25 protein-coding genes are annotated in these 26,119 nt (G+C 47.2%); 15 read left to right on the forward strand and 10 right to left on the reverse strand.

The features are described 5' to 3' along the window. Positions 1–6: 6 nt before the first annotated feature. Positions 7–1,260: an MFS transporter gene (locus ACO0LE_RS12870; protein WP_422960817.1), complete on the reverse strand. Its 1,254-nt coding sequence runs from the start codon at positions 1,258–1,260 to the stop codon at positions 7–9. A gap of 716 nt (positions 1,261–1,976) precedes the next feature. Between ACO0LE_RS12870 and ACO0LE_RS12875 the strand changes: the two genes are divergently transcribed. From ACO0LE_RS12875 to ACO0LE_RS12905, 7 genes are all read left to right on the forward strand, one after another. Then, entirely contained in the window at positions 1,977–2,996 is a 1,020-nt protein-coding gene (locus tag ACO0LE_RS12875; protein WP_422960753.1) for a LacI family DNA-binding transcriptional regulator, read from the forward strand. A 676-nt stretch (positions 2,997–3,672) separates the two neighbouring features. Continuing rightward, complete coding sequence (locus ACO0LE_RS12880) at positions 3,673–4,302, forward strand: TetR/AcrR family transcriptional regulator (RefSeq protein ID WP_422960754.1); 630 nt, start codon at positions 3,673–3,675, stop codon at positions 4,300–4,302. A 152-nt stretch (positions 4,303–4,454) separates the two neighbouring features. Continuing rightward, positions 4,455–5,648, forward strand: coding sequence for an efflux RND transporter periplasmic adaptor subunit (locus ACO0LE_RS12885; RefSeq protein ID WP_422960755.1), 1,194 nt, complete (start codon positions 4,455–4,457; stop codon positions 5,646–5,648). A gap of 3 nt (positions 5,649–5,651) precedes the next feature. After that, positions 5,652–8,810 carry an efflux RND transporter permease subunit gene (locus ACO0LE_RS12890; protein WP_422960756.1) on the forward strand — a complete coding sequence of 1,053 codons (3,159 nt, stop codon included), beginning with the start codon at positions 5,652–5,654 and terminating at the stop codon, positions 8,808–8,810. A gap of 124 nt (positions 8,811–8,934) precedes the next feature. Then, positions 8,935–9,585, forward strand: coding sequence for a protein-L-isoaspartate O-methyltransferase family protein (locus ACO0LE_RS12895; protein WP_422960757.1), 651 nt, complete (start codon positions 8,935–8,937; stop codon positions 9,583–9,585). An 18-nt stretch (positions 9,586–9,603) separates the two neighbouring features. Continuing rightward, complete coding sequence (locus ACO0LE_RS12900) at positions 9,604–9,927, forward strand: rhodanese-like domain-containing protein (RefSeq protein WP_422960758.1); 324 nt, start codon at positions 9,604–9,606, stop codon at positions 9,925–9,927. Between the two features lie 85 nt (positions 9,928–10,012). Continuing rightward, positions 10,013–11,335, forward strand: a complete 1,323-nt coding sequence (locus ACO0LE_RS12905) for a TolC family outer membrane protein (RefSeq protein ID WP_422960759.1) — start codon at positions 10,013–10,015, stop codon at positions 11,333–11,335. A gap of 72 nt (positions 11,336–11,407) precedes the next feature. Here the strand turns inward: ACO0LE_RS12905 and ACO0LE_RS12910 are convergent, their stop codons facing one another. Both ACO0LE_RS12910 and ACO0LE_RS12915 read right to left on the reverse strand, forming a co-directional pair. Then, positions 11,408–12,907 (reverse strand): ATP-binding protein, encoded by a 1,500-nt coding sequence (locus ACO0LE_RS12910; RefSeq protein WP_422960760.1) that lies wholly within the window; start codon positions 12,905–12,907, stop codon positions 11,408–11,410. Between the two features lie 2 nt (positions 12,908–12,909). After that, on the reverse strand, positions 12,910–13,611 hold the full coding sequence (locus ACO0LE_RS12915; RefSeq protein WP_422960761.1) for a response regulator: 702 nt from the start codon (positions 13,609–13,611) through the stop codon (positions 12,910–12,912). 269 nt (positions 13,612–13,880) lie between these two features. On the opposite strand from ACO0LE_RS12915, the gene ACO0LE_RS12920 reads away from it, so the two are divergent. The 5 genes from ACO0LE_RS12920 to ACO0LE_RS12940 all read left to right on the forward strand — a co-directional run bounded on the left by ACO0LE_RS12920 (position 13,881) and on the right by ACO0LE_RS12940 (position 18,159). Further along, positions 13,881–14,537 (forward strand): energy transducer TonB, encoded by a 657-nt coding sequence (locus ACO0LE_RS12920; protein WP_422960762.1) that lies wholly within the window; start codon positions 13,881–13,883, stop codon positions 14,535–14,537. A gap of 228 nt (positions 14,538–14,765) precedes the next feature. Then, positions 14,766–15,707 carry a peptidylprolyl isomerase gene (locus ACO0LE_RS12925; RefSeq protein ID WP_422960763.1) on the forward strand — a complete coding sequence of 314 codons (942 nt, stop codon included), beginning with the start codon at positions 14,766–14,768 and terminating at the stop codon, positions 15,705–15,707. Positions 15,708–15,904: 197 nt separating this feature from the next. Beyond that, positions 15,905–16,663 carry a hypothetical protein gene (locus ACO0LE_RS12930; protein ID WP_422960764.1) on the forward strand — a complete coding sequence of 253 codons (759 nt, stop codon included), beginning with the start codon at positions 15,905–15,907 and terminating at the stop codon, positions 16,661–16,663. Positions 16,664–16,791: 128 nt separating this feature from the next. Beyond that, positions 16,792–16,998: a hypothetical protein gene (locus ACO0LE_RS12935; protein WP_422960765.1), complete on the forward strand. Its 207-nt coding sequence runs from the start codon at positions 16,792–16,794 to the stop codon at positions 16,996–16,998. Positions 16,999–17,034: 36 nt separating this feature from the next. After that, a complete protein-coding gene (locus ACO0LE_RS12940; RefSeq protein WP_422960766.1) occupies positions 17,035–18,159 on the forward strand; it encodes a prolyl oligopeptidase family serine peptidase in 1,125 nt (374 codons plus the stop codon). A gap of 19 nt (positions 18,160–18,178) precedes the next feature. Here ACO0LE_RS12940 and ACO0LE_RS12945 read toward each other — a convergent pair whose 3' ends face one another. Continuing rightward, entirely contained in the window at positions 18,179–18,433 is a 255-nt protein-coding gene (locus tag ACO0LE_RS12945) for a TIGR03643 family protein (protein ID WP_422960767.1), read from the reverse strand. Positions 18,434–18,520: 87 nt separating this feature from the next. Then, positions 18,521–19,117, reverse strand: a complete 597-nt coding sequence (locus tag ACO0LE_RS12950; RefSeq protein ID WP_422960768.1) for a hypothetical protein — start codon at positions 19,115–19,117, stop codon at positions 18,521–18,523. 402 nt (positions 19,118–19,519) lie between these two features. Between ACO0LE_RS12950 and ACO0LE_RS12955 the strand changes: the two genes are divergently transcribed. Then, positions 19,520–20,005, forward strand: a complete 486-nt coding sequence (locus tag ACO0LE_RS12955; protein WP_422960769.1) for a hypothetical protein — start codon at positions 19,520–19,522, stop codon at positions 20,003–20,005. Positions 20,006–20,241: 236 nt separating this feature from the next. On the opposite strand, the gene ACO0LE_RS12960 is transcribed toward ACO0LE_RS12955, so the two are convergent. The 4 genes from ACO0LE_RS12960 to ACO0LE_RS12975 all read right to left on the reverse strand — a co-directional run bounded on the left by ACO0LE_RS12960 (position 20,242) and on the right by ACO0LE_RS12975 (position 21,912). Then, complete coding sequence (locus ACO0LE_RS12960) at positions 20,242–20,352, reverse strand: PEP-CTERM sorting domain-containing protein (RefSeq protein ID WP_422960818.1); 111 nt, start codon at positions 20,350–20,352, stop codon at positions 20,242–20,244. Between the two features lie 58 nt (positions 20,353–20,410). Then, on the reverse strand, positions 20,411–21,148 hold the full coding sequence (locus ACO0LE_RS12965) for a hypothetical protein (protein WP_422960770.1): 738 nt from the start codon (positions 21,146–21,148) through the stop codon (positions 20,411–20,413). Between the two features lie 226 nt (positions 21,149–21,374). Continuing rightward, positions 21,375–21,545, reverse strand: coding sequence for a tyrosine-type recombinase/integrase (locus ACO0LE_RS12970; protein WP_422960771.1), 171 nt, complete (start codon positions 21,543–21,545; stop codon positions 21,375–21,377). A 109-nt stretch (positions 21,546–21,654) separates the two neighbouring features. Next, a complete protein-coding gene (locus tag ACO0LE_RS12975; protein WP_422960772.1) occupies positions 21,655–21,912 on the reverse strand; it encodes a phage integrase N-terminal SAM-like domain-containing protein in 258 nt (85 codons plus the stop codon). 180 nt (positions 21,913–22,092) lie between these two features. Here ACO0LE_RS12975 and ACO0LE_RS12980 point away from each other — a divergent pair, with 180 nt between their 5' ends. Beyond that, positions 22,093–22,476, forward strand: a complete 384-nt coding sequence (locus ACO0LE_RS12980) for a hypothetical protein (protein WP_422960773.1) — start codon at positions 22,093–22,095, stop codon at positions 22,474–22,476. A gap of 111 nt (positions 22,477–22,587) precedes the next feature. Further along, positions 22,588–23,088 (forward strand): hypothetical protein, encoded by a 501-nt coding sequence (locus ACO0LE_RS12985; protein WP_422960774.1) that lies wholly within the window; start codon positions 22,588–22,590, stop codon positions 23,086–23,088. A 410-nt stretch (positions 23,089–23,498) separates the two neighbouring features. Here ACO0LE_RS12985 and ACO0LE_RS12990 read toward each other — a convergent pair whose 3' ends face one another. Further along, entirely contained in the window at positions 23,499–25,988 is a 2,490-nt protein-coding gene (locus ACO0LE_RS12990) for an adenosylcobalamin-dependent ribonucleoside-diphosphate reductase (protein WP_422960775.1), read from the reverse strand. Positions 25,989–26,119 lie beyond the last annotated feature (131 nt).

Raw genomic sequence — 26,119 nt, forward strand, 5'->3', positions numbered from 1 at the left:
TTTCGGCTATGCGCTGACATTTGTGTCCGTATCCTGATGATGGAATGGGGCTCTCCAGGTCACCAGAAACGACGGAATGGTAGCAATCATGACAAACACGAAGTAATTTACGTAGCCAAGCGACTGTTGCAAGTGACCGCTGACAGTACCAGTGATCATCATGCACAACCCCATCAATCCTGTACCGAACGCATAGTGGGTTGTGGTGTATTTGCCAGGAGCGAGTTGCTGCATTAGGTAAATCATGAAGCCAACTGAACCGAAGCCGAAAAAGAATTTTTCAATGGCGACACCTGCACTAATGAGTATCAGATTGTCTGGCTGATAGATGCTCATTAGAAGGAATGTTATGTTGGGGATATTGACCGCGCAGCAGAGGATGAACAGCGTAGGCCGCAAGCCACGTCGGGCAACAAAAATTCCACCCAGCAGCGATCCCAATAAGACGGCGCTCAGCCCATAGGTGCCGTAGATGATGCCGAGTAATTCGTTGGATAAACCAAGCCCGCCTTTGTTAATGGGATCCACCATAAAAAAAGGACCAATTTTTTCAAGAAATCCGATGCTTAGACGGAACAGAAAGGCAAAGGCGATCATTAGCCAGACATCCCGTTTTTGAAAAAAGGTTTTAAAAGAATCGATGAGAATTTCCCACGCAGCCTTGATTGATCCAGGCGCGTTGTCGGCACGCGCACCGTCGGGCATGACGCGCAGATGCCAGATCGCCATGCTAAGCGTCACAGCAGCAACAATAAAAAATATAATGCGCCAGGATGCAATCCAGTCTGAGCCAAAGATGGTGGCGTCATGGTGAAAATAATGAGAATGCAGCCATCCGCTCAGATAGACCAGACCTCCGGTGGCAATAATGGGGCCGATATTCCAGCTAAGACTTTGAATGCCGCAATACAGTGATTGGGTTTTGCTGTCCAATGAGGTGACGTATACGCCATCCTGAGCAATATCTTGTGTAGCGCCGACGAATGAGAGTATCCAGAAGGCGATCATCATCACCATCATATAGTTTGGTAGTGCCATTGCCAGAGCAACACCCGCAAAGCCCAGTCCGATGGCTAATTGTGAGCACAGTACAAAAAATTTCTTGGTACGGTACATTTCTACAAATGGTGCGAATAAAGGTTTTACCGTGTACGCGAGAATTAGATAGCTTGCATATTCTGCTGCTTTGCCGTTATCCATACCTAGATTCTTGAACATGATCGCAGTGACACTGGTCAGCGTCATATAGGTCAGCGCCATCGTGAAATAACCAGTCGGTACCCACAGCAGGGGGGATTTTCCGGGGCGTGTGGATGGCGTGGTATGCAGCGTATTGCCGGCTGATGGTGTAGGCACAGAGTTCATTGGGCAAGGCTCTCAGAATTAACCGACGTGACAAAGCTGACTCGCTTCAGTTCCGCGCTGTTAGAAAAGATGGTGGTGGCGCGCGATGAGTTCGCGACCACATGCCCGATGGCGTGGTAAGGCTGCATTACTTGTCTCCGCTTATTTTTTATTTTGAAATCGTTTTCAGTTTCAAATGAAATTTACCACTTCAATTTCATTTGTGTCAATCATGACGGGGCAATTTTTGTAAATTATTTACCTAGGGCATAGGTCTAGATTAGTCTGAAGAAGGAGGTTTTTCATAGGAGGATTAGTTATTTAAAATATTGTTGTATTTTGAAAACGTTTTCAAATAAAATGTGTCAAGTAAAAAATAAAAACCACGTGACATTGTTTGATCCAATGTGTTGGTGGCAAACACATCGTTAAACGAGACGGCTCCTGATATGCCTATGCTATTCTTGCCCAGTGTTTTTTTAGCGATTTATCAGTTGAGTGATTAGTTCTGCCTCATATTGCAGGTTGCCGGGTGCTGGTAAAGGCTGATGCGGAAGTCGGTGCTTTGATGATATAAAAATATAGCTGTACGCCATGGTTTGCTTACCATGTTCAAAAGCGAGAGGAAAGAATTGAACAAAGAAGAAAATGCCGCTATGCCGGTCACGTTGCTAGATGTCGCCAAAGAAGCTGGCGTCTCGCCCAGCACGGTATCTCGTATTTTGAATGGTACGGCGAAGGTGTCGGCGGTCAAGAGAGCTGCGGTAGAGAAGGCCATCGCACAAATGCATTACGAACCGAATCAGCTCGCACAAGGTTTAAAAAAAGGCCGCTCCATGACAATTGGTATCGTGGTGCAGGATATTTCCAGTCCGTTTTTTGATGAGACCTTGCGCGGCGTTGATGATGGACTCAAGGGAACAGGATTTGCATCTGTGATTGTGAGTGGTCATTGGAACGCGGAAGAAGAAACCGAGCGGATCAAATTATTGCTGGCGCGTAAAGTCGATGGAATTATTCTGCTGTCAGGCCGCATCGAAGATAAGGATGTGCTGCGTTTTGCGAATCAGCGTCCGATTGTAGCGACAGGGCGCATGCTGAATAGTAAGACGGCGATTGGCTTCAAGCTAGACAATGAGCATGGCGCTTATCTCGCTGTACGGCACCTGATTGAGCTTGGTCATCGCAGAATTGCATTCGTGGCAGGACCCTCGAATAACGTGGATGCAGCCGATCGTCTGGCGGGCTACCGGCGCGCACTGACTGAATCAAATCTGATCTTTGATCCACTGTTGGTAGTAGAGGGCGATTTTCATGAGGCTAGCGGCTTAATGGCGATGAATCGTCTGTTTGAGTCCCAGCAGCAGTTTAGCGCGGTGTTTGCGGCCAATGACCTGACTGCATATGGCGTGCGCCTGAGCCTGTATCGCAGAGGTATTCGCGTTCCGGATGACATCTCTCTGGTCGGCTTCGATGATTTACCTGGCTCGCTGTATACAACCCCGCCTTTGACTACCATACACCAGCCTTTATATGACATGGGGCGTCTCGCAACCGTGGCATTAATGGGCTTGATTCATGGCGAGAAAATTGCAACAGAATTGCCACCTTTGGAGTTAGTGGTCAGGGAAACTACAAGGCGGTTTCGTTAATTGCTCCGCGCTTACAGTAACACTGTCACAATATTGACTCGATAACCAAAATGTCTCGTTACAGTGACGCACATCCAAGATGCCTTGCTTAGAGAGTGGTTAAGTTTACCGATTTTTTAGAAAATTTTTAAAACGAATCCACAGGCTGGATGGACCTGCTAGCCTGAAATGCCTCTGAAAGCTTCGTCCAGCCTGCGGATTCGATATCGGAAATTTCTAAAAAACCTAAAATCGATATTTCTTGGAGCCGTTTAACTCCTCTACTCCTGCCTTTTCTTTGTGTCTTCGTGTCTCCGTGTCTACGTATCGCTGTGGTGAGGGGTCTTGGTTGTTGCATCAGTTCTGTCGATGTGATTTTCCACTTTAGAAATTTTTAGAAGTTTCCGGTGAGTTTGTTTACGCAACTCCCGTTTTGACGCTATTTCTTGCTTGTCGCCGCCATACCAATGTCGGATTTACATCGGGTTTATCTCTGCTTTTGCATCGGGACCGATATAACTTTGTGCCAGTTTGTTGCATTTCAGACTGTCAATTTGTCCATTCGTCGCATTCTGATTGTGCCGGAACCCGGCCTTTGTCAGACTCCGTACCGGGTTGCAGGGCGTGCTTTGCTTGACGCTGTCGGGATAGATGATTATATTACTGACTCAAAAGTAAGTTAATTTTCCCTTCTATGATGTCCTGCCCATTTAAGCCACGCTGGGAGCGCCGCAAGGATGCTCGCCCTCAAGAACTACTTTTAGCCGCCCTCGACTTGTTTGTCGAACGTGGCTTCGCTGCGACGCGTCTGGACGATGTTGCGCGGGCAGCCGGCGTGTCTAAGGGAACCTTGTATTTGTATTACAGCAGCAAAGAAGAATTATTTAAAGCAGTCGTACGTGAAAATGTGCTGCCGTTGATCGATGAAGCAGGTGAGTTAATACAGACTTTTTCCGGTAGTACCGCCGATTTGTTTCGCTTATTCATGACGACATGGTGGGAACGCATGGGTAAGACTAAATTGTCTGGCTTGAGCAAGCTAATGATGGCAGAGGCGAGTAATTTTCCGGACCTCGCGCAGTTCTATCATGATGAAGTGATTGCTACGGGCGATGCGATGATCGTTGGCATGCTGCGCCGAGGTATTGCCAATGGCGAAATGCGTACGATAGATCCGGAAATCGGAGCAAAAATTTTGATTGCGCCGATGATTATGATGATGATGTGGAAGCATTCCTACAGCGTGTGCCAGATTCCTAACAAGGATTTGGATAGTTATCTGGAGCATTACATTGATATGGCTTTGCACGGCCTGCTTGTCAGATAACGCCGCATGACATTGTGAGTTCGCTGGCACAGCTGCATCAAATAGTATGAATCAGAATGAATTAGTAGCAATTAAAGACGCAGAATTCAAAAGTAAATCATGCCGCACCAATGCGCAGATTAAAAAAATAATTACTTATATATCGGATCTCTATGTTGAAGCGTCGCGGAACTTGGATTGTCATTGTGATCGTGCTTGTTATCGTCGCGGTGGTCGTTATGAAGAAGAAATCTTCAGATGCGCCTAAAGTACCGCTTACGGTCAGTACACTGCAAGTATTGGAGTTTTTACCCAGCGATATTACGACGGCCAATACTGCTGATCTACAAAAAAACCTGACCTTATCTGGCGCCTTGCGTGCGATGAATCAGTCTGCTGTTAAGGCACGGGTCGCTTCTGAGGTGAGGGAAGTTTTGGTTCGTGAAGGTGAGACAGTACAAGCGGGACAAGTGCTGATCAAGATGGACACGACAGAGTACGACGCGCGTCTGGAACAAGCGCGCGGTGCATTGCTGGCGGCGCAGGGACAACTGGAAATTGCAAAACAGACACGCGATAACAACAAAGCGCTGCTGGATAAAAATTTCATTTCCAAGAACGCGTTTGATAATGCGACTAACCAGTACGCCATTGCGGCAGCGAATGTGGATTCCGCCAAAGGGGCACTCTCTGTCGCGCAAAAAGCACTCGCCGATACACTGATCAAAGCGCCGATTGCTGGCGTTATCAGCACTCGTAGCGTACAGCCTGGCGAAAAAGTTTCTGCGGATAATCGCCTGCTTGATATCGTCGATTTACGTACACTGGAAATGGAAGCCGCCGTGCCCAGTCAGGACATCGCCAATATTCGCTTAGGTCAGGAAGTTGCCCTCAAGGTAGAAGGTGTCAGCGCAATTATTGTCGGTAAAGTGACGCGCATCAATCCCGCGGTTCAATCGGGTTCTCGCTCCATCATGTCGTATATTCAGGTTGCGAATCCGGATGGTTTTTTAAAGGCGGGTGTGTTCGCGGAAGCGCAACTCGCTGTTGACAAAAAGCTCCATGTCCTCACGATCCCGCAAACAGCGGTGCAATATGACGGGGGCAAAGCGTTTGTCTACGCGATCGAGAACAATGTGTTGCAACAGAAAAGTGTCAGCATCGGTTTGCAGGGCGATAGTGTTGCCGGGCCTGCGGCAGAAGTCTTATCCGGTTTGACTATCGGCGCACAAATTGTCAAAGCCAATCTCGGTAGTCTGCGTTCGGGAATAAACGTCAAACTTGCAGTACCGTCATCTGGATCTGCATCTGCTCCAACTCCAACGGTAGGGCCAACCGCAACGCCAGCATCTGTGAGCAAGGGCTAGATCATGTGGTTTACTCGTATCAGTATCGGCAACCCCGTGCTCGCAACCATGATGATGGTGGCGTTTGTCGTGCTGGGCTTGTTTTCGTATAAACGCTTGCGGGTCGATCAGTTTCCCGATATCACGTTTCCCGTTGTCGTGATTCAGACCGACTATCCGGGCGCATCACCTGAGACTATTGAGTCCGATATCACGCGCAAAGTCGAAGAGGCGGTGAACACCATCAATGGTATCAGCGCACTGACATCGCGTTCGTACGAAGGTAGTTCGGTCGTGATTATGGAATTTGATCTGACTATTGATCCGGCGCAAGCAGCACAAGACGTACGTGAAAAAGTGGCTTTGGTAAAAACTGGATTCCGCAAAGAAGTCAAAGAGCCGCGCGTGACGCGTTACGACCCGTCAGACAAACCCATCTTTTCTGTTTCGGTGACGAATGACGACAAGATCAAAAAACGCGGTTTTCGAGAGCTGACGACGATCGGTGATCAGATCGTTAAAAAGCGTCTTGAAAATGTGCGAGGCGTCGGTTCCGTCACGCTAGTTGGTGGCGTCAAACGTGAGATCAAGATTTATATCAAGCCGAATGAGATGGAAGCCCTGAGCTTGGGTGTCGATCAGGTGATCAACGCAGTAAAGAATGAAAACCAGGAGTTACCAACAGGTGCGATACGTTCTTTGGATAACGAAAAAATTGTCCAGATACAGGGACGTGTCAAAGACCCTGCGGATTTTGGGCGCATTATTGTGACTAAACGTGGTGGACAGCCGGTATTTTTATCTCAGGTTGCCACCATTGTTGACGGTCAGGAAGAACAGGAAAGTCTGGCTCTGTATAACGGGGAACGTACGCTGGCGCTTGATATCCTGAAAGCCCAGGGACAGAACACGATTGAAGTCGCCGATGGCCTGGCAGAGGCATTAAAGAATCTGGATCCGCAACTCAAAGCCCTGTATCCGGGTGTGAAGGTACAGATCATCAAAGACGGTTCACGGCAAATACGGGTTGGTGTTGAAAACGTACGCAGGACGCTGATCGAAGGCGCTGCACTGACTATCCTGATTGTGTTTCTGTTTTTGAATTCATGGCGGTCCACCGTGATTACCGGACTGACTTTACCGGTTGCTTTGATCGGAACTTTCCTGTTCATGGACATGTTCGGTTTTACCATCAATATGATTACGCTGATGGCATTGTCCCTGTGCGTTGGTTTGTTGATCGATGATGCGATTGTGGTACGCGAAAATATCGTCCGTCATGCCGGCATGAAAGTGAATGGCAAGTTCAAGGATCATCACACGGCAGCGCTGGAAGGCACTGCAGAAATCGGACTCGCCGTGCTGGCAACGACATTCTCGATTGTGGCCGTCTTTTTGCCAGTCGGATTCATGGGCGGGATTATTGGACGCTTCTTTCACCAGTTTGGTATTACGGTGACGGCGGCTGTATTAATCTCGATGTTTGTGTCCTTCACGCTGGATCCTACGTTGTCGTCGATCTGGCCTGATCCCGATGCGCACGGCCATGAAGGGCAAGCGCGAAAAGGGTTTTATGCGCACACGATTGGTCGTGTACTGGAACAATTTGAGCGCGGTGTGCAATGGTTTTCGCGCGGTTATCAGAGTATGTTGCGCTGGTCGCTTAAACACCGTATCAAGACTTTATTGATTGCGCTACTGACTTTTGTCGGTGGCCTGATGATTCCTGCTACAGGATTGATCGGATCAGAGTTTGTGCCTCAAGCTGACTATTCTGAAACCGGTGTGACTTTTTATACGCCAGTAGGATCCTCGCTGGAATTGACTGAAACCAAAGTGCATCAGGTCGAGACTGTACTGAAGGAGTTTCCTGAAGTATTAGATACCTATAGCACAGTCAACACCGGCTCAGCACAGGGTAAGAACTATGTGACCACCTACATCAGGCTGGTACCGCGCAAGGACAGAGTGCGCAGCACTTCGCAGATGTCGATTCCCTTACGTAATCGCTTGACTCAAATTGCTGGTATTACGGTCACGCATATCGGTGCGTTGGATGGTGTCGGTGGCGACAATAAACAATTGCGCCTGAGCTTACTGGGAACCGATTTACGGCAACTTGCTACTCTTTCAGAAGAGGCGCAACGACGCATGCGCGCTATTCCGGGGGTCGTCGATCTTGATACCAGCTTGAAAGCCCAGAAGCCGACGATTTCTGTACGTCCCAAGCGGGATCAGGGCGCCGATCTGGGTATTGGCGTTGCGCAAATCGGTGCAGCTCTGCGACCATTGCTAGCCGGTGAGACAGCAACGACATGGCGTGCACCGGACGATGAAAATTATGACGTCTCAGTCCGCTTGTCGCCCAATGACAGAAACAACCAGGATGATTTATCACGACTGATGCTGAGTAGTTCTCAGTTGAATGCGGACGGCTCTCCAAAAATGGTCGCGCTGCGTCAGGTAGCCGATATTCAGGCATCCACCGGGGCAAATCAGATTAACCGGCGCGATCTTAATCGCGAGGTGGAGTTGTCCGCGAACGTAGTCGGTCGCTCTGCCGGTGAGGCAAGCGCTGAAGTGAAAAAGGTATTGGATAGCATGCAGTGGCCACCCGGTTATCGTTACAAGATGGGTGGCGCGTCTAAAAACATGGCGGAGTCTTTTGGTTATGCTTTATCTGCCCTGGCATTGGCAGTCATCTTTATTTACATGATCCTGGCATCTCAGTTCGCCAGCTTCTTGCAACCAGTGGCGATTATGTCGGCTTTGCCTATGACCTTGATTGGCGTATTTTTGGCGCTGATGTTCTTCCGTTCGACCTTGAATATGTTCTCTATCATCGGATTCATCATGCTGATGGGATTAGTCACCAAGAACGCAATTTTGCTGGTCGATTTTGCGAATCAGGCACGTAAAGAGGGAATGGAACGTATGGAGGCTCTGCTGGAGGCTGCTCATGTCCGTCTGCGTCCTATTCTGATGACAACCCTGGCAATGGTGTTTGGTATGGTGCCACTGGCATTTGCCTTGACTGAGGGCTCCGAGCAACGTGCGCCGATGGGGCAGGCGGTAATAGGCGGCATTATTACCTCGTCATTGCTGACGCTGGTGGTGGTTCCTGTGATGTACACCTATCTGGATGATTTGGGAACCTGGTTTAAAAACAAATGGACTTCTTGAGCTAGTAATTTGAGCTAGTAATTTGATCTGGCAATTTGAACTAATAAACAAGGATTCTTCTAATCGGGGGCTGCGCTTTGATAAAATGCGGGTTCCCCACCTATATTGCGACAGAGTAAATACCATGAATATCGAAAAATCCCGTTTCAACATGATAGAACAGCAAATCCGCCCATGGAATGTCCTGGATCTGGATGTCTTGAATTTACTCATCGTTTGCAAGCGCGAAAACTTTTTTCCTGAGAGTCAAAAAAGTCTGGCCTTCTTTGATACCGAGTTACCTTTGGCCGGCGGCGCTTTCGCATTAAGCCCCAAACTGGAGGCACGGATCGTTCAGGAGGTCGCATCAAAAAAATCAGAATCTGTCTGGCTGATTGGTGCTGGCACAGGTTATCTGGCAGCACTGCTGGCGCATCAGGCGAAGCATGTGACAGTGACTGAAACCAATCCTGAATTGATTGCAACAGCCACAAAGAACTTACGTGATAACGATGTCTCGAATGTCAGCATTATTCAAGCCAGTGGGCTGACCGCTCAGCAGGGTGCGGCTTATGACGTCATCGTCGTCAGCGGCTCTCTCGAAATCGTTCCGCAAGTATTGCAGGATATGCTCAATATCGGTGGTCGTTTATTTGTCGTCACTGGACAGGCACCGGTCATGGCAGCGCAACTGATACGTCGTGAATCTGATACCAGTTTTAAAGCGACAACCTTGTTTGAAACTGTGGTGCCAGCCTTGCCGCAGTCTGAGCATGTATCGCGTTTCATTTTTTAAACGATTGCGGAAATTGTCATGCAACATTTAACTGCCCCCGAGTTAGCAAGCTGGCTGGCGGATACTTCAAAAAATCCTCCGGTTTTGCTCGATGTCAGGGAACCTTGGGAGTATGAAACGTGTCATATCCCAGGTGTTGTTCTGATGCCGATGCAGAGCATACCGGGACGACAGCAAGAGCTTGATCCTGATTCTACGATCGTCTGTATTTGTCACCACGGAGCACGCAGCATGCAGGTCGCTCATTTTTTAGAGCGCCAGGGATTTACCCAGGTAATCAACCTGACTGGCGGTGTGCATGCCTGGGCACAGTTGGTCGATAGTGCAATGCCGACTTATTGATTGAGACGTTTGACCTGTCTGAAACGCTTAAAGCGTAGCAAGCTCAAACATAAATTTAACTAACTACTACTCTCTGGAGTGTTACATGCGTAATCCCATCATTGCCACACTGATTGCCAGTGCTTTTCTGACGCTCAATGCCAGCGCCAGCGATCTGCTGCAAATATACAAAGATGCCTTAGTCAATGATGCGCAATACAGTAGCGCCCGCGCTTCGCAAGTGGCAGGTAAAGAAAAATCTGTACAAGGCCGTGCAGGTATTTTGCCAAGTGTGGCATTGAGCGGTAGCGATGTTCGTACCAACAGTAATTTTGAGTCAGATCTGGCGGGCCGTGACAGCAAGGGCACGAGCTACACAAATACGTACACCTTGGCGTTGTCGCAGCCCTTATTTCGCTGGGCGAACTGGCAGCAATATGAACAAGGCAAATTATCTGTCATCGTAAGTGATGCGCAATTTGCCCAGGCGCAGCAAGACCTGATCGTAAGAGTAGGTCAGGCTTATTTCGATGTACTGGCTGCACAGGATACACTCGCGACTTTACAGGCTCAAAAGTCCGCAACCTCGGAACAACTGGCGTCGGCAAAGCGCAATTTCGAAGTCGGCACGTCAACCATTACGGATACGCATGAAGCACAAGCCCGTTATGACTTGATCATCGCTCAGGAATTTGCTGGTCAGAGCGATTTGCAAATCAAGCGCGCAGCACTTCAGCAAATTATCGGCAAAGAAGCGGGCGATTTGTCCAGCCTGAAACCAGGCGTCAAACTCAGCTCACCTCAGCCGGAACGTATTGAGGAGTGGGTAGGCTCTGCGGAGAAGCAGAACTACGGCGTAGTCGCCTCACAAGTCGCCTTAGAAATCGCTCAGCGTGATATCTCAAGAAACCGCGCAGGTCACATGCCAACCCTGGATTTAGTTGCCAGTACAGGACGCACTTCAACAGGCGGCAATTCCTTGTCCGGTACCGGTGTTGTAAAGCCGACGGCTATCGGTGTTCAGTGGAACATTCCTTTGTTCTCCGGCTTTGCTGTAGACAGTCGTGTGCGTGAATCAATTGCTTTAGAGGATAAAGCCAGAAGCGATCTCGACAATGTACGCCGCACAGCCGCACAAGGAGCCCGTCAAGCCTACTTCGGCGTTAATAGCGGATTGGCACAAGTCAAAGCTCTGGAAGCTGCAGAGATCTCTTCTCAATCCGCGCTCGACTCAAACAAGCTTGGCTATCAGGTTGGCGTACGTATTAATATTGATGTGCTGAATGCACAGCAACAGTTATATACAACACGTCAGAACTTGGCTAAAGCACGTTATGACACCATCATGAATGGCCTGCGTTTGAAATCCGCCGCCGGCACTTTAAAAGAATCGGATCTGGCAGAAATTAATGATTTGTTGCAGCGTTAATTTTTAGTTCCAGTTCAATAAAAAAGCTCGCGCAAGCGAGCTTTTTTATTGAACTATCATATTGTTCAAAACCTACCCCAGTCTGATGGTGATCGTTGTACCGCCGTCTGTCTCAGACAGAATTTGAATATCACCATCTAGTGCAAATACCCTCTCTCTAACGCCGATCAGGCCAAGGCCTGATGTCGTTAGTGCTTGATCAAAGCCTGTGCCGTCATCAGAAATGAGAAGATGAACCGCATGGGTCACAGCATCTCTTTGCAGAATGATTTCTACATGTCGCGCATTAGCGTGCTTGATGACATTGGATAAGGTTTCCTGAACAATGCGATAAATTGACATTGCAGAGGCGTTATCTAAGCTGTCAAAATTTCCTTCTGATGAATAGCTGAAATCGCAGCTCGGGTAGTTATTTTGGGAGCTGGAGACCATTTCCGAGATTGCTCCTTCCAGCCCTAGCATGTCTAGCACTTCTGGTCGTAAGCGACGTACCAAGGCGCGGCCGTTATTATATAAATCGAGTGCGCTTTTATTAATCGATTGGGCGTGTTGCTGAATTTTATCCCGTCCAGTTGAAGGTGATATTTGTTGACTTAAATCAATGATGCGCTGTGATTCTAGGCGTACTGCAATCAACGATGCATTCAGCTCGTCATGTACCTCTAATGCGATACTCTTCCTTTCTTCTTCAACAATGCCATGAATTTTTTGGATTAGCTTTCTTTTTTCCATGTTCGCTTTGATTGCCTCGTTGCGGGAGGTTTCCAGCTCTACGGTACGCTCTGCAACGCGGCTCCCTAGTTCGGTTGTAGATCGCTGTAAGCTATCCGCCATTTCCTTGATAGAGGTTTGTAATTCGCCGATTTCACCGCCATCTTTCACCGTCAGGTCAATAGAGAAATTACCACTTCTGATGGATCGACAGGCATCGATGAATTGTGCAAGCGTGACTGATAGCGTTCTTGATAGATGCACAGCAAGCCATGCACTGATAATCAAGCCCAGTGCTGCGACAGCTAACTCAATCGCAAATCGATGTTGTTGTTTGTTCTCCAGTTCGGCAAAGGACATGACAACGACAACATAGCCTGCTAGTTGTGTTTTTGGTGTTGGTAACAGATTGTCATTTTGCGCGACTGGATCTGCAACGCTTGGTATCACGTTGACCCATGTCAGGCGCTTTTTAATGGGAAGATCAAAAATCCGATGGTCGGATACTCTGTTTTCTTTTGACTGGCTATGAAGTAAAACTTTTCGATTAGCATCTAAAATATCAATACTCAAAATACCTCTTTCTGACTGCACCAACCCATCTAGCGATAGTTTCAGGTCAGGGAGTTTGTCCGATGCTAGTGCATACTCGCTACTCTCGGCCAATACCTTGGTAATAATATTGCCGCGTTCCTCTATTTCATTTTTAACTTCTTGTGTGTGCAGCCAATATGAATGCCACACCAGCATGCAAAAGAGATAGCTCACTGGGACAAGCGTAATAAATAGAAGGCGCTGCCGTATGCTCCAATACTGCGTTGTTTTGAATTTTTTGATGAATCCAACTAAATATTTCAGCATTTTTATGCCTGTATCAAGCCATGTTTAAGAGCTAGCTTGGTCATGTCTGCTTGTCTATGGATGCCTAATTTTTCTTTGATCATCTGACTAGTATTACTGACTGTTTTAGTAGAAATATCTAATTTTTCAGCGATCTCCACATTCGTAAATCCTTCTGCAATCAGGGTAAATATATCTAGTGATCGTTCATCTAAAAGCGACTGGGGAGATGCATCACCTTTAACGGATAAATTGGCGAGCCGTTCTGCGATTGCGGGTAAAAAATATAACTCACCGCAATGTGCTTTTCGGATAGCTGTCCCTAAGTCTTGTGGATTGCAATCCTTCGTCACAAACGCCTTGCCGCCAAGGCGATACGCTTCTTTGATAAAACTATCCTGATCAAATTGGCTTAAAAAAATTATTTTCGCCGCAGGGTGTGTGTCGAGAATTTGTTTGGCGACATCGAACCCTGAAAGCTGTTCGCCAAAACGAATATCGAGAATCAATACATCGGGCAGCAATTCTTTGAATTGTTCGATAGCTTCCTTAGTTGTCTTTACTTGTCCGATTACATCAACATCCTCGCCTTGTAAGGACATGGCAAATCCAGACATGACAATCGGATGATCATCCGCAAACAGGATACGAATAGTAGTGAGGGAATCTTGCATGGATGCTTTATTTTTCTCTATAGGAGTATAAATTATACTTCTATAGAGCATATTTTATGTAATTGCTATTTGAGTTGTAAGCGGTATTTATGCCTTGCAAAGAAGAAATCGCTATTTCTTACTTTAATTCCCTTTAATGGTTACCTATACATTAATGATTTATTAAGTTTTTGCTGATTGGTAGCAATCTTAATTCTACATTGAGAATAAAAACATACTTTTAAGTAGTTGATATTTATTATTTTCGGTTATATATTTGCTTTTAAGTGGCAATTTAATTGCTATTTAAAAGTATTTAAATTTAGCCAAAGGGGAAATATATGGAATTTTCTATTTCTGGAAAGAAAAAACCGACATCAATATCAGGTGTTTTAGTCGTGGGTCTATTGCACTTGTTACTCTTGGGCGGTTTGCTCTACGGATTGAAGCCGCCCGCAGGTTTGCCACGCATGGATCCGGATTTCGTCTACGTTGAGCCGACAAAGCCTGAACCCTTCCCTGAGCCAAAGGAGTTGTTGCCGCGGCAAGCATTAAAGGATCCACTTATACCGGTTGTTGTGCCACCTGATGTGATCGTTTCTCCTGAGCCAGCACCAAGCATTACCGTCGTTCGAAGAACTGAGTTCAATCCTCCGGATGATGGAAATCGTACTGGTCAGGTTGAGATGTCGCAAACGAAGGCGGATTCCATGCCGGTGTTTATCGGTGCTGTTGTCGAAGCAAAGTCTTGTGAAAAACCTGAGTATCCCCGGAATGCCTTACGTAATGAATACACCGGGACGGTCACATTGGCCTTACTCATCGGCATAGACGGCAGAGTCGTTGATGCACGTATAGAGCAATCAAGTGGATATAAAGAGTTGGACCAGGCAGCTGTAGCAGGCTTGAGTTTGTGTAAATTCAAACCTGCAACTCTGAACGGTCAAGCACAAAAGTCCTGGTCCAAAATACAGTACGTGTGGAGTCTGAGTAGTTAATGACTTGGTTTAATGTATTTGGTTAAATGCAATTAACTGAGCGCGACTAATTCCGGTACTCGATTCAAAGGCTCGTTTAAAGTTTGATTACCGACTTTTGAATCGTAAATCCCACGATGGGTATTGCAAGAGAATTAATCCTGCTAATATGTGCGGCTTGCTGCATCGAGCTGTTATATTGCCTGATGCCTGCACACCTAAGCCCACTTATTGAAAAGGAATGAAAAGATGACGATCAAATCTCGTATGACTCAGCGTATTTTGTTGGCAAGTGCTATGTCTATGCTGGCACTGACTGCCTGTAATAAAACAGAAGTTGCTGCGACAGGTCCAGCGGCAGCTACTGTCAACGGTACAGCGATCAGCGAGAGCCGCGTAGATTTAATGATGAAGCAACGTGCAGCGCAAGGGCAGCCAGACACGCCTGAAGCACGCAAAGAAATCGTCGATCACCTGGCAATGCAGTTATTGATTTCGCAGGAAGCGGTAAAAAAGGGTCTGGACAAATCTCAGGAAGTTCTGGATCAGAGTGAATTGACCAAACAATCAATTTTAGCGAATGCGTTTATTCAGGATTATCTGAAAAACAATGCGATTTCTGATGATGTACTCAATGCAGAATACGACAAGCTGAAAACGAAATTGGGCGGCAATGAGTACAAGGCTCGCCATATTCTCGTAGAGAAAGAAGCGGATGCCAAAGAGATCATCGCGAAGTTGCAAAAAGATGTCAGCGCATTTGAATCGATTGCGAAACAAAAATCCCTGGATGCCGGTTCAAAAGTAAATGGCGGCGATTTGGGCTGGTTTGATCCTAAGCGCATGGTGCCTGAATTTGGCGACGCTGTCGCTAAACTGGAAAAAGGCAAATTCTCCCAAGAGCCAGTCAAATCACAGTTTGGTTATCACATCATTTTGTTAGAAGATTCCCGTGCCAAAGTGATCCCGCCTCTGGCGCAGATCAAAGATGGTTTGAAACAGCAAGTACAGCAAGAAAGTCTGAAAAAATTGCTGGATGATATTCACACCAAAGCAAAAATTGAAATGGTAAAAGCTGCTGCACCTGCACCTGCACCTGCACCTGCACCTGCATCTGCTCCGGCAGCAAGTTCAGCGTCTGCAAGTGCTGCGTCTGCCGAAGTAAAGGCGGCAGAACCAGAGAAGAAATAATTTTCACAGATCGTCATTCATTTGAATAAAAAAGGAGCTTCGGCTCCTTTTTTTATCCTTCGACACTTGCTCAAAACCAATCAATACATCGCACAGAAAATAAGCAGAACATCTTGTGGTCTTTATTATGTTAAATGACAATAAAGACAACTAAGCTTTTGACCGAACCACTTAGCCTTTCATCGGCCCCATACGCTATGAACGGGGTTTGTCGCGACGCAATGGCAAGCGTGCTTGGATCGTGCGCATTGCCTCTCACAAGTAAGGAGTTGGTTCATGTTCAAAGCTATTTCACGACGTCAATTTTCGCTTTTACCGCCGCAGGGAGTGCAATGCCTGCCTGGGCAAGCTCCGCAAAGGTTCCGGCACCAGAACCCGCAACGCTGAGCAAACTCCCCCCGAAGACAAGAGTTGATCTTGTCACGGATCGCTATTGGGGTGTCGACGTGACAGATCCTTATCGCTGGATGGAGGCCCAGCCTAAAACAGCCGAGTGGGAAACCTGGCTACGTCAGCAAGGTGAATATGCACGTTCAACTCTCGATAGTTTGCCAAAACGCGCCGCGATATTGAAGCGTCTGGAATTTTATGGTTCCGAAACAGACGCTTTGCAATATGTTGCTCCCGCAGGTGGTCGTCTGTTTATTTACAAGCGGCTTGGGGGAGAGCAGGGATTTAAAGTATTCGTAAGGGATAAAGCTGATGGAGTTGAGCGTGTTCTGATCGACCCATTGGCTGGTCGTAAAGCGGATGAGCCGCCAGCGACTCTGGATTATGTGTTGCCTTGTCACACCGGTAGTCATATCGCTTACGGCATATCTATCGGAGGCTCAGAAGTTACAACGAGCAATATCAAAAACGTGGTGAGCGGTGACGTCGTTGAGATTACCCGTATTTTGTTTCGCGGTAGTGGATGGAGTGCTGACGGGACGCGATTTTTTTATTATCGGGTGTGAGCTGATGCCATTCTGGGATCCCAGGATTTTGGTCGCTGCGCAAGTTGCTGGATGCATAGGCTAGGTACGCCAACGGCAACAGATGTCGAGGTGTTTCGTGAGGCGGAGGGGCCGGATTATGAGCCCATATGGAAGACGACACACCGCAGGTCAAAGGTGCAATGAATAGTAACAGGGTACTCGGGCTGCATCTGTTGAACGGAAATGATATCGCGATGGTGTACGTCACTAAAGCGCAGGACCTCTTCAGTGGTAAGCCGCAGTGGCGCAAGATTGCCGGACGTGCTGCAGACGTGATGAGTGCAAAACTGGTTGGTGACACCGTCTATATTTAAGCGAAAGGCCGCCAGAGTAATGGAGAGCTTGTCAAGGTGGACGCCAGCACCGGTGATTTTACAAATGGAACAGTCGTATTACCCGTCGGCGAAGGAGTAATTGACACGATGGAGGTTGCCCGCGATGGCGTATATGTCCACGACCTGACCAAAGGTCTGGACGGCTTACGACGTGTTTCATTTGACGGAAAAATCGAGCGGGTTCAATTGCAGAAATCTGGCGCGGTCTGGAATGTATTTGCTACACAAGATGAAGATGGTCCGTGGTTTCAAATGGACGACCTGATCTGGCCAGGTGTTACCTACAAAGTGAACGCGACTGATTTGACTACAAAACAGTTTGTTTTTGCAAAGCCCCCGAGCTTCGATGTCGCCACGTTCAAGACGACCCGTATTGATGCCCCAACCCGCGACGGCGTGCGAGTACCGTTGGAAATCCTGCATCGCAAGGATATCAAATTAAACCGTCGCAATCCTTTACTGATCGTCGCCTACGGATCCTATGGTGCCATTCTTGACCCCGGATTTAGCGCCAGTAATCTGGCGTTTCTGGAGGTCGGTGGTGCGATTGTTTATGCGCACGTACGTGGCGGCGGTGAGCTTGGCGAAGCCTGGCATGTAACGGGAAAAAAAGCGACCAAGCCAAATACCTGGCGCGATGCGATTGACTCGGCAGAGCATCTGATCAAGCTAGGCTGGGCAGCTAAAAAATACCTCGCTCTGTGGGGTACATCTGGAGGTATCGTGGTCGGCAGAGCGATTACTGAGCGCCCGGATTTGTTTGCTGCCGCAATCGGCGAGGTTGGGTTATTCAATACCTTGCGATTTGAATTAACTGCAAACGGACCGGGTAGTGATGCTGAATTTGGTACCGTAAAAAAAGAAGATAAGTTCAATGCGCTGCAAAAAATGGATGCCTATCATTCAGTAAAAGATGGCACTCGATATCCTGCCATCTTATTGATTACTGGCGCAAATGATCTCAGGGTTGAGCCTTGGCAAATCGGTAAGTTCGCTGCTCGCTTACAGGCAGCCTCTACCAATGTCCCCGGTGCTTTATTGAGAGTCGACTATGAGACAGGGCATTTTGCTACGTCGCGTAAAAATGGCATGGCAAAAATGGCAGATATTTTCTCCTTCATTTTTGCACACACAACTTAATCACTAAGCCACAAAATTTTTATCCCTTCTGATCCCTAGACTTAAAGCGCGTCATACCAACCGGGCGCAAGGCAAGATGTTTTGTTTTGCGCCCGGTCACTCTCGCTCGCCACAACGTGAAACTTGAGCGTTTTAAATTGCCACGCATCAGCTTGATCACATCGGATTCACTCAAGCCAAATTGTGCTTTGATGGCATCGAACGCAGTCCGGTCTTCCCAGGCCATCTGGATAATCCTGTTGATATCATCTGGTTCCAGATTAGTTGTGGGCATCATTGATTTGGGTCGCTAAAATACTGAAAATTATTAGGTTAATTGGTCAATTTATTGTGCTGATGTGTACGACCGAGTGAGTAAAATTCAGGTCCCCTGCAAGCTGTCGATCAACTTATGTAGGCCATCGGTCAGTGCTTGTACAGAAGTCGTCATATCCCAATTGTCATCGCCAATTTTTGCCATATTTGAGATGGCACGCAGTTCTAGGAAACGTTGATTCTCAACCAGGCAAACATGGAAAAATGCCGCACCTTCCATATTCTCTATATCGACGTTGCTGGTATCAACAAATGGCGCAAGAGCCGCATTCAACGACAAGCTGGTCGCTCTTTTAAACGGCGTATGAACAGGAACGTGAGGACAGTGCAGCGTATGACGTCGTTCAAATTCCATTGCGATAGGCAAATGTGCCATATGCACAAATCCATTTGCCGTAAAGAAGCCTAAATCCGCTTCGAGCTCACTCTCAATCAGCACTACGTCAAATAGTTTGAGCGACGAGTGTTCGTAGACGCCGGCAATTCCAGCCAGAATCAGAATGTCCGGCTGGTCAGACTGAATTGCTTTCAGCGTTGCCATGGTCGTTGCAGTAAGTCCAACACCAGAGATGATGGTATGAACGCCATCTCGTTGAAACAAGCTGGCCTCTGTTTGTGTAGGGAAAAGTACGGTAATTTTCATCTCACAATTTTACCGCTATGGGTTTAAGAGAGAACGGTAATTTCCGTGACAACGTCAACACGATTGGTCACGCTCAATCATCCAAATTCTGTATGAGCCTCGTGAGTCACTGAGTAACCCGTGATGCCCAATATTGGTTGCGGCTGGCGTTACTGCAAAAATTTGGACATCAATAATTCCTTCCCGCGACACATTTCCTTATCCTGAAGGAGTTGCGCCGCCACCTCTTCATGCTTTTTAGTTTTAACAACGAGATGTAAATGCAACCAAATGTTGTAATTTGTAAGCAAATGTATAAATAACGATTGGAAGATAGATCTTTACAATTTATTATTGAAATAACCACTGCTCTATACAGCAATACTATTTCTTCTACATCGACGTACTTTTTAAGACACCACAATGGATAAAAAGCTTTCCCGTAATAATAAGGAAAAAGTGTTGCGTCGACTGGACGCACTGCTTCAGCAGAAAGGATTTCTCAGGAATAAATCGATGTACTTCATTCGTACCTCACTTCCACATCTTGAGTACATTCATCTCCACCACGTCACCACCGACACATCTTTTCGTATCACGATGGGAATGCACATTGTGGATGATGCCTGGAATACATTAGGGTTAAACGACTTGGTCGGCGAGCAATATCGGTGTGGGCTAGACAGTGAGAGGACTAACGTATTTCAATATGCTGAAGACGAACACTCTGTGACGATGTGTGCCAAAGAGATCTTTAATTTTGTCGAGAATGTCATTGAGCCTTGGTATCAATCGATGCGTAATCATGCATTCCTGATGTCCTATGAGGATTCGCTCTACACCAGCAAGGAAAGAGACATGCTCTCGCGCGCCATGGCGCTTGATACCGACGTTTGTGCTGTTGGGTGAGGTGTATAAATAGACTAACGTGAGCTGGATGTTAGTAAAATTTAACATCCGAAATTTTTGACTATATGAAAAAAATAATGCCAGCGAATTTCACTGGCATCATTTAATTTCAAGACATATTAATAGCAACCTATGGTTGTCAATCTCGGCTCAGCGATAAGGCGGAACTCGTTATCTATTTTGTGGGTAGCCCGCATGGTTTTGGGCACTCTATACTGATACCTAGCAGTTTGCAGTTAAGCGACACACATTTTTTGACGGCGGCTACGAACCAATCCTACTAGTCCCACTCCAACCAGCATGAGAACAGATGGCTCAGGTACCGATTCCGTCGGGACATCCAGCATCAATGCTAGGCCGTTAGGGGCGAGGCCGTTGACATGCAAGATACTAGCGTCGCTTAAGTCACCATTGGCAAACCAAAGGTTCTTCCCTTCGGTCCAGTAAACCTTGCCGCCCCCCAGCTACTACCGAGCCGATGTTGCCACTATGTGCGCTGAATTCCGTCGTAACTGCTAGGTTTAAGGAGGCAATTTCACCGTTCTGACCACCAAACGTTTCGTACAAATAGCCCGATGGCACATCCAATGCCAGGCCGTTAGGAGCGAGGCCGTTGACATGCAAGATACTAGCGTCGCTTAAGTCACCATTGGCAAACCAAAGGTTCTTCCCTTCGGTCCAGTAAACCTTGCCACCCCCAGCTACGACCGAACCGATATTGCCACTGTGTGCGTTGAATTCCGTTGTAACCCCGAGGTTCAGGGCGGCAATTTCACCGTTCTGACCACCAAACGTTTCGTATAAATAGCCCGATGGCACATCCAATGCCAGGCCGTTTGGAGCGAGGCCGTTGACATGCAAGATGCTAGCGTTACTCAAATCGCCATTAGCAGACCAAAGATTCTTTCCCTCTGTCCAATAAACCTTGCCACCCCCAGCTACGACCGAACCGATGTTGCCACTGTGCGCGTTGTATTCCGTCGTAACTCCTAGGTTCAGGGCGGCAATTTCACCGTTCTGGCCGCCAAAAGTTTCGTACAAATAGGGTGTCGCGCTGGCAGACGTCGAAAAAGACCCTATGAGCAGACCCGCAAACAGTGCACTGCAAAGTTTTTCACGCATGATAAATTTGCTAAATGACATATATTTCCTCTCGCTTACCGTTAGGTATGTTTAGATGTCCAATGAGAATTAACCTGAGATCAAACAGCAAAATTTGCGCCATTAAAAAAAGGCTTTTGAATCATAGACTTACCAGGGTTTTGTGGTTGAGATGAAGAAATGCACAAGCTACTGTAAATTTCCCCGACATTCACAAAGAAATATGGAAACGTGCTTTCGCACACAGCCAGCAAAAGCGGCAGCATCGTCATGCTATCTTTGCCCCCTTGCCGTGGCGGATCGTGATTTCACGCCGTTCAAAATCGACATCTTTGATCCGCAATATCATGCATTCCATCAAACGCATTCCAGTGCCATATATGAGCTTTGCCATCAAGGCGTGTACCGCACACGTGTTCGAACACAGACGCCACCTCATTCGCGGTCAATACAGTTGGCCGACACGGCGCGCGTGTTGGACGATGTAATTCATCAAGCCAAGCTAATTCGATTTGCAAAACCTATTTATACAAAAACAGTAATGCGCATCAGGCTTGCTTGTGAGTGGCAACTACCACATGCCGCTCATTGGTGAGATAAGAGAGGAAGGCGTTGACCTCGGCAGCACCCATTTCTGCAGGGTGGCGCAAGCCGTGAAAGCGAATAAACCAACGTGCCCAATAGACATAGGCTTCTTCGGTACGTAGGCTATAATACTTATCTCGTATGCAACGTTTGAGCTGATCGAGCAATTTTGGTTTTAAAATCTCGTCTGAAGCCTGTACATGTGGAGTGACGTTTTTCATGGTTATTTAGTACTGTTTTTATATGCAGTACATTGTTCAAACGACCGTGTGACAAGCCTCTTCATGGATTTGATTGGTTGAATTAGGTGGCAACCAATTGAATTAGGTGGACGGTATCTGTCCGCCTAATTAAAGTTATAAGTCATGGTAACAAGCGACCAATACCTGTTCACCTCGACCATGTTTCCCATTGAACGTGGTGAGGAAAGTGAAACAAATCCAGAGTGTTATGGGAAATCATTGGCGGCGTGGATGTCACAAAAGTTGACGGCATCGAGCGTTTCTATCAATGAGGAAGTCATTGCCGAGGATTGGGGATGGTTAGTAATGGTGCAAAGAAAGCCTTTTCGTTTATGGGTTGGTTGTGGAACTCAAAAAGGAGATGACTATAGGCACATTCCAAACAATTGGGTCGTATTCATCGCCGCAGAACCAAATTTTTTACAAAAATTATTTAACCAAAAAGATGTTCACTGTTCGCTTAATAAACTTACTGTGTCTGTTGAAGAAATCTTGAAATCAAATTCTGAAATCATCGACTTGAGAGTTGAACCTGCACCGTGAAGACTTATAACATTGCACTCAAAACGGACTGGCCGAAAATGGTGCAGGACAATTTATTATTTTGGACGGCCAGCCGTTCAGTTAAACGTTATGTCTCATTAGGAAATGCCCATGAATAGTGACTTTCAAGAGTCATACAAACAGTATCGCAAAAAAGTCGAGGAATTTTGGGGCACGATGAATATCGGCGAAGAAAGTAAAGCACAATTTGTAGCTGATGCGGTTCAAGATGCGATTGCCAATAAAGATGAAGACCAGATCGAATTTCTGATCGACGCGACATTTGAGATAAAAAATAACATTACTCAAGTTGATGCCCTTAATCGCCTTCTTGTAATTAAGGGGCATCATCGACATCAAGAAATAACTAAAGCTATTCAGGAGTTTGGACATCCATCAAGCGTTAATTTTATAAACGATGTTTTGACAGGCGGTTTCGATCATCTAGATTACAGCTGCTCAGATTCAGATGTGATCGCGAAGTGGTTTAGTCATGCTTTGTTTAAAATTGGCAATTGCGAAGCTTTCGATTTAATTAGGAAATTTTCGACTAGCCAAGATGAAGGTATTAGGAATGAAATGCAGTATCGTCTCAATAAAATCAAGACATAACAGGACGATCGATAGGGAATCGCTAGTGATGAAAATAAATTTATTTAAACCTGTGAAGGCGATCCCTTCATCTCTGCATTATGCTTAATTCTCATTCCCATGCTTAGATTCGAATTTGAAGATCCACCGGAGTCGCGTTGTGAGTGCTGCAGTAATGAATGCAATGCTGACGGCATAAGGTCTAAAAGCAATTAAACAGCTATTAGAATGAGAAAATTGAATCGTCATAAATGGTACGCAATAAATGAGCCAAAAAACGAAAAAGACTGTACATAACTCCTAGTAAAAAAAGCTCAAAAAAAAACCGTTCAGCTTTTTACTGAACGGTATTAAGTTTCTTCACGGCTCATTTAAATGACTTGCAGCTTATGGTATAACCCACAAAGTTGTAGCCTGTACCGCTATTCGAATTAACCGCAAGCACCCACATAGCCGCAAGACACGCAACGACTGCAGCCGTCTATTTTCTGCAAGGCGTAAGCGCCGCAATCCGGGCATTTCTTGCCAGTGGCGACGTAGCTGATCGGGGTGGTTTCGCCTTCGTAGGCCAGGTCGTCCATGCCGTAAGCGAGGCTTTTGCTGCGGAACTGTTCTGCCAATACGGTTACCGGTACCTGATTGCCTGAAGCGTCTATAAAGCCGCGTTTGATCAGAATACGTTGCAGAGAATAGCCAATTGCTGCGACTTCAGATTCGTGAAATAGCGGTGCTTGCGTGCCATCTTCTTTGGTGATGGTGCCACAACGTACCGTGCCTTTGTCCCAGACCACTTCACGCATATCGGCTAGTGCTTTGGCGATAGATCCGCCGGAGCGTGCTGCCATTGATAGCAGGCGCATGCTTGCTGAAATCCATTGCTGGCCATCGTTCTTTTGTCCTGCTGGCATGAAGAATTCAAATGGGCGTTCTATCGTGACGCGCTCGCCGCCGACCATGCCTTGTAAGTGGATGAAGCTGACTGTCAGGTAGACGGTTTTCTTTCCTTCGTAGGTCATGTACTGGACTTTAGAGGTCACTGATTCCAGATCGCCAAAAGGGCGGCCGTCGAATTGTTTGCGTAGCAGGTCGTCATCAGGAACCATATTGACTACCGGTGCTGCCGCTTCTGTTGCGACGGATAATACGCTACCTAGAATACTGTTCGGGCGATAGGTTGCCAGACCTTTGAGGCCAGCGCGCCAGGCGTCCATATACAGATTCTGGAAGTCCTCGTACGGATAATCTGCGGGGACATTGACCGTTTTTGAAATCGAAGAATCGATGTATGGCTGTACCACTTGCAGCATCTTCATATGGTCAGTTGCCGACATGTTCAGTGCGGTGACAAACTGTGCTGGTAATTTGCTGTCGTCGCTGACGTCATTACCCATGTGGCGATACAAACGCCATGCGTGATCGGCGACTTCGTAGATTTTGCTTTCGCCATCGTGCATGCGTTTTTTGCGGTTATAGACCCATGAGAACGCTGGTTCAATCCCGTTCGAAGCATTGTCGGCAAACGCGAGCGTAATCGTGCCTGTTGGCGCAATGGATAGCAGATGAGAATTGCGCAGTCCGTTCTTGGCAATCGCAGTGCGGATGTTTTTTGGTAAGCGCTTGGCGAACAGACCTGCCAAATATTTGTCACTGTCGAACAAAGGAAATGCGCCTTTTTCTTTTGCGAGTTCGGATGAGGCTAGATACGCGGCATCGCGCATGACTTCGGAGATTTTTTGTGCGACTGCGCGACCTTCGTCTGAGTCGTAACGCAAGCCCATCATGACCAGCGTGCTGCCGATACCGAGATAGCCTAAGCCGATGCGGCGTTTGGATTGTGCCTCGGCTTCTTGTTGCGGCAAGGGCCATGCCGTCGCTTCCAGTACATTATCCAGCATGCGAATGGCGATACTGACGACGGTTTTAAATTTATCGTAATCAAAACTCACCGCATCAGAGAATGGCGCTGTCACAAATCTGGTCAGATTGATTGACCCCAGACAGCAGCAACCGTAGTCGGGCAGCGGTTGTTCAGCGCAAGGATTGGTCGCTTCAATTTTTTCGCAGTAGTACAGATTGTTTTCTGTATTCATGCGTGACAGGAACAGGATGCCAGGTTCGGCGTGATCGTAAGTCGATCGCATAACTTCGTCCCAGAGCGCACGGGCGCGCACCGTCTGGTGTACCCAGATACCGTCTTCACGTTGATAGGCACCGGCTTCTTTTTTCTCATCACCCGGCTCGGCTCTATGCACTAGGCAATAATCGCTGTCGTTGGCGACGGCCTCCATAAATTCATCGGTCACGCCAATCGAGATATTGAAGTTAGTCAGACCACCCTGATCCTTAGACCGGATAAATTCCAGAATGTCCGGATGATCGCCGCGTAATACACCCATTTGCGCACCACGACGCGCACCCGCCGACTCGACGGTGGAGCAGGACGCATTGAATACCTGCATAAACGAGACTGGACCAGACGCACGTGAACGAGTGCCGCGCACCAGAGAATCTTTTGGGCGTATCGTAGAAAAATCGTAACCCACGCCACCACCACGACGCATGGTTTCTGCCGCATCGGATAAGGCGGTGTAGATGCCCGGTTTGCCGTTAGTGGTACTGGAGACCGAGTCACCGACTGGTTGTACGAAGCAGTTAATCAGCGTGGCATGTAAATCCATACCGGCAGCAGAATTGATCCGGCCAGCAGGCACGAAGCCATTTTGTTGCGCCCACAAGAATTTTTCTTCGTAATAACCATGAAAATCTGCGCCCTCTACCGACGCCAGTGCTTTGGCTACACGCTGCTGAACTTCAAGAATATTTGATTCATTGCCCTTGGCATATTTTTCGAGGAGGACGTCGAGAGAGATTTCCTGGGTTGGCATTTCAGTGATGCCGAGCATTTTGTCGTTAGCGTTCATAGTTCTCTGATTCCGTTCATTCATGTAAAGCAAAAAAATAGGGGATGCAAATATTGGGAGGTATTACTGCAAATGTAGATGTGCCGGGTGACTGCGCAGCCACCTGCGATGCCAATGTAAAGTGCAAACCA

The sequence above is a fragment of the Undibacterium sp. Xuan67W genome (genome assembly GCF_049340165.1).
Classification (GTDB): domain Bacteria; phylum Pseudomonadota; class Gammaproteobacteria; order Burkholderiales; family Burkholderiaceae_D; genus Undibacterium.

Bases quoted from the DNA above. Each gene is read 5' to 3' on its own strand.
- ACO0LE_RS12935 (WP_422960765.1), top strand. From the start codon at position 16,792: ATGGAAGACGACACACCGCAGGTCAAAGGTGCAATGAATAGTAACAGG.
- ACO0LE_RS12890 (WP_422960756.1), top strand. From the start codon at position 5,652: ATGTGGTTTACTCGTATCAGTATCGGCAACCCCGTGCTCGCAACCATG.
- ACO0LE_RS12985 (WP_422960774.1), top strand. From the start codon at position 22,588: ATGAATAGTGACTTTCAAGAGTCATACAAACAGTATCGCAAAAAAGTC.
- ACO0LE_RS12910 (WP_422960760.1), bottom strand. From the start codon at position 12,907: ATGCTGAAATATTTAGTTGGATTCATCAAAAAATTCAAAACAACGCAG.
- ACO0LE_RS12975 (WP_422960772.1), bottom strand. From the start codon at position 21,912: ATGAAAAACGTCACTCCACATGTACAGGCTTCAGACGAGATTTTAAAA.
- ACO0LE_RS12920 (WP_422960762.1), top strand. From the start codon at position 13,881: ATGGAATTTTCTATTTCTGGAAAGAAAAAACCGACATCAATATCAGGT.
- ACO0LE_RS12915 (WP_422960761.1), bottom strand. From the start codon at position 13,611: ATGCTCTATAGAAGTATAATTTATACTCCTATAGAGAAAAATAAAGCA.
- ACO0LE_RS12880 (WP_422960754.1), top strand. From the start codon at position 3,673: ATGTCCTGCCCATTTAAGCCACGCTGGGAGCGCCGCAAGGATGCTCGC.
- ACO0LE_RS12895 (WP_422960757.1), top strand. From the start codon at position 8,935: ATGAATATCGAAAAATCCCGTTTCAACATGATAGAACAGCAAATCCGC.
- ACO0LE_RS12945 (WP_422960767.1), bottom strand. From the start codon at position 18,433: ATGCCCACAACTAATCTGGAACCAGATGATATCAACAGGATTATCCAG.
- ACO0LE_RS12955 (WP_422960769.1), top strand. From the start codon at position 19,520: ATGGATAAAAAGCTTTCCCGTAATAATAAGGAAAAAGTGTTGCGTCGA.
- ACO0LE_RS12980 (WP_422960773.1), top strand. From the start codon at position 22,093: ATGTTTCCCATTGAACGTGGTGAGGAAAGTGAAACAAATCCAGAGTGT.
- ACO0LE_RS12930 (WP_422960764.1), top strand. From the start codon at position 15,905: ATGAACGGGGTTTGTCGCGACGCAATGGCAAGCGTGCTTGGATCGTGC.
- ACO0LE_RS12970 (WP_422960771.1), bottom strand. From the start codon at position 21,545: ATGAGGTGGCGTCTGTGTTCGAACACGTGTGCGGTACACGCCTTGATG.
- ACO0LE_RS12965 (WP_422960770.1), bottom strand. From the start codon at position 21,148: ATGTCATTTAGCAAATTTATCATGCGTGAAAAACTTTGCAGTGCACTG.
- ACO0LE_RS12950 (WP_422960768.1), bottom strand. From the start codon at position 19,117: ATGAAAATTACCGTACTTTTCCCTACACAAACAGAGGCCAGCTTGTTT.
- ACO0LE_RS12960 (WP_422960818.1), bottom strand. From the start codon at position 20,352: ATGCTGGATGTCCCGACGGAATCGGTACCTGAGCCATCTGTTCTCATG.
- ACO0LE_RS12870 (WP_422960817.1), bottom strand. From the start codon at position 1,260: ATGGCGCTGACCTATATGACGCTGACCAGTGTCACTGCGATCATGTTC.
- ACO0LE_RS12900 (WP_422960758.1), top strand. From the start codon at position 9,604: ATGCAACATTTAACTGCCCCCGAGTTAGCAAGCTGGCTGGCGGATACT.
- ACO0LE_RS12990 (WP_422960775.1), bottom strand. From the start codon at position 25,988: ATGAACGCTAACGACAAAATGCTCGGCATCACTGAAATGCCAACCCAG.
- ACO0LE_RS12905 (WP_422960759.1), top strand. From the start codon at position 10,013: ATGCGTAATCCCATCATTGCCACACTGATTGCCAGTGCTTTTCTGACG.
- ACO0LE_RS12885 (WP_422960755.1), top strand. From the start codon at position 4,455: ATGTTGAAGCGTCGCGGAACTTGGATTGTCATTGTGATCGTGCTTGTT.
- ACO0LE_RS12925 (WP_422960763.1), top strand. From the start codon at position 14,766: ATGACGATCAAATCTCGTATGACTCAGCGTATTTTGTTGGCAAGTGCT.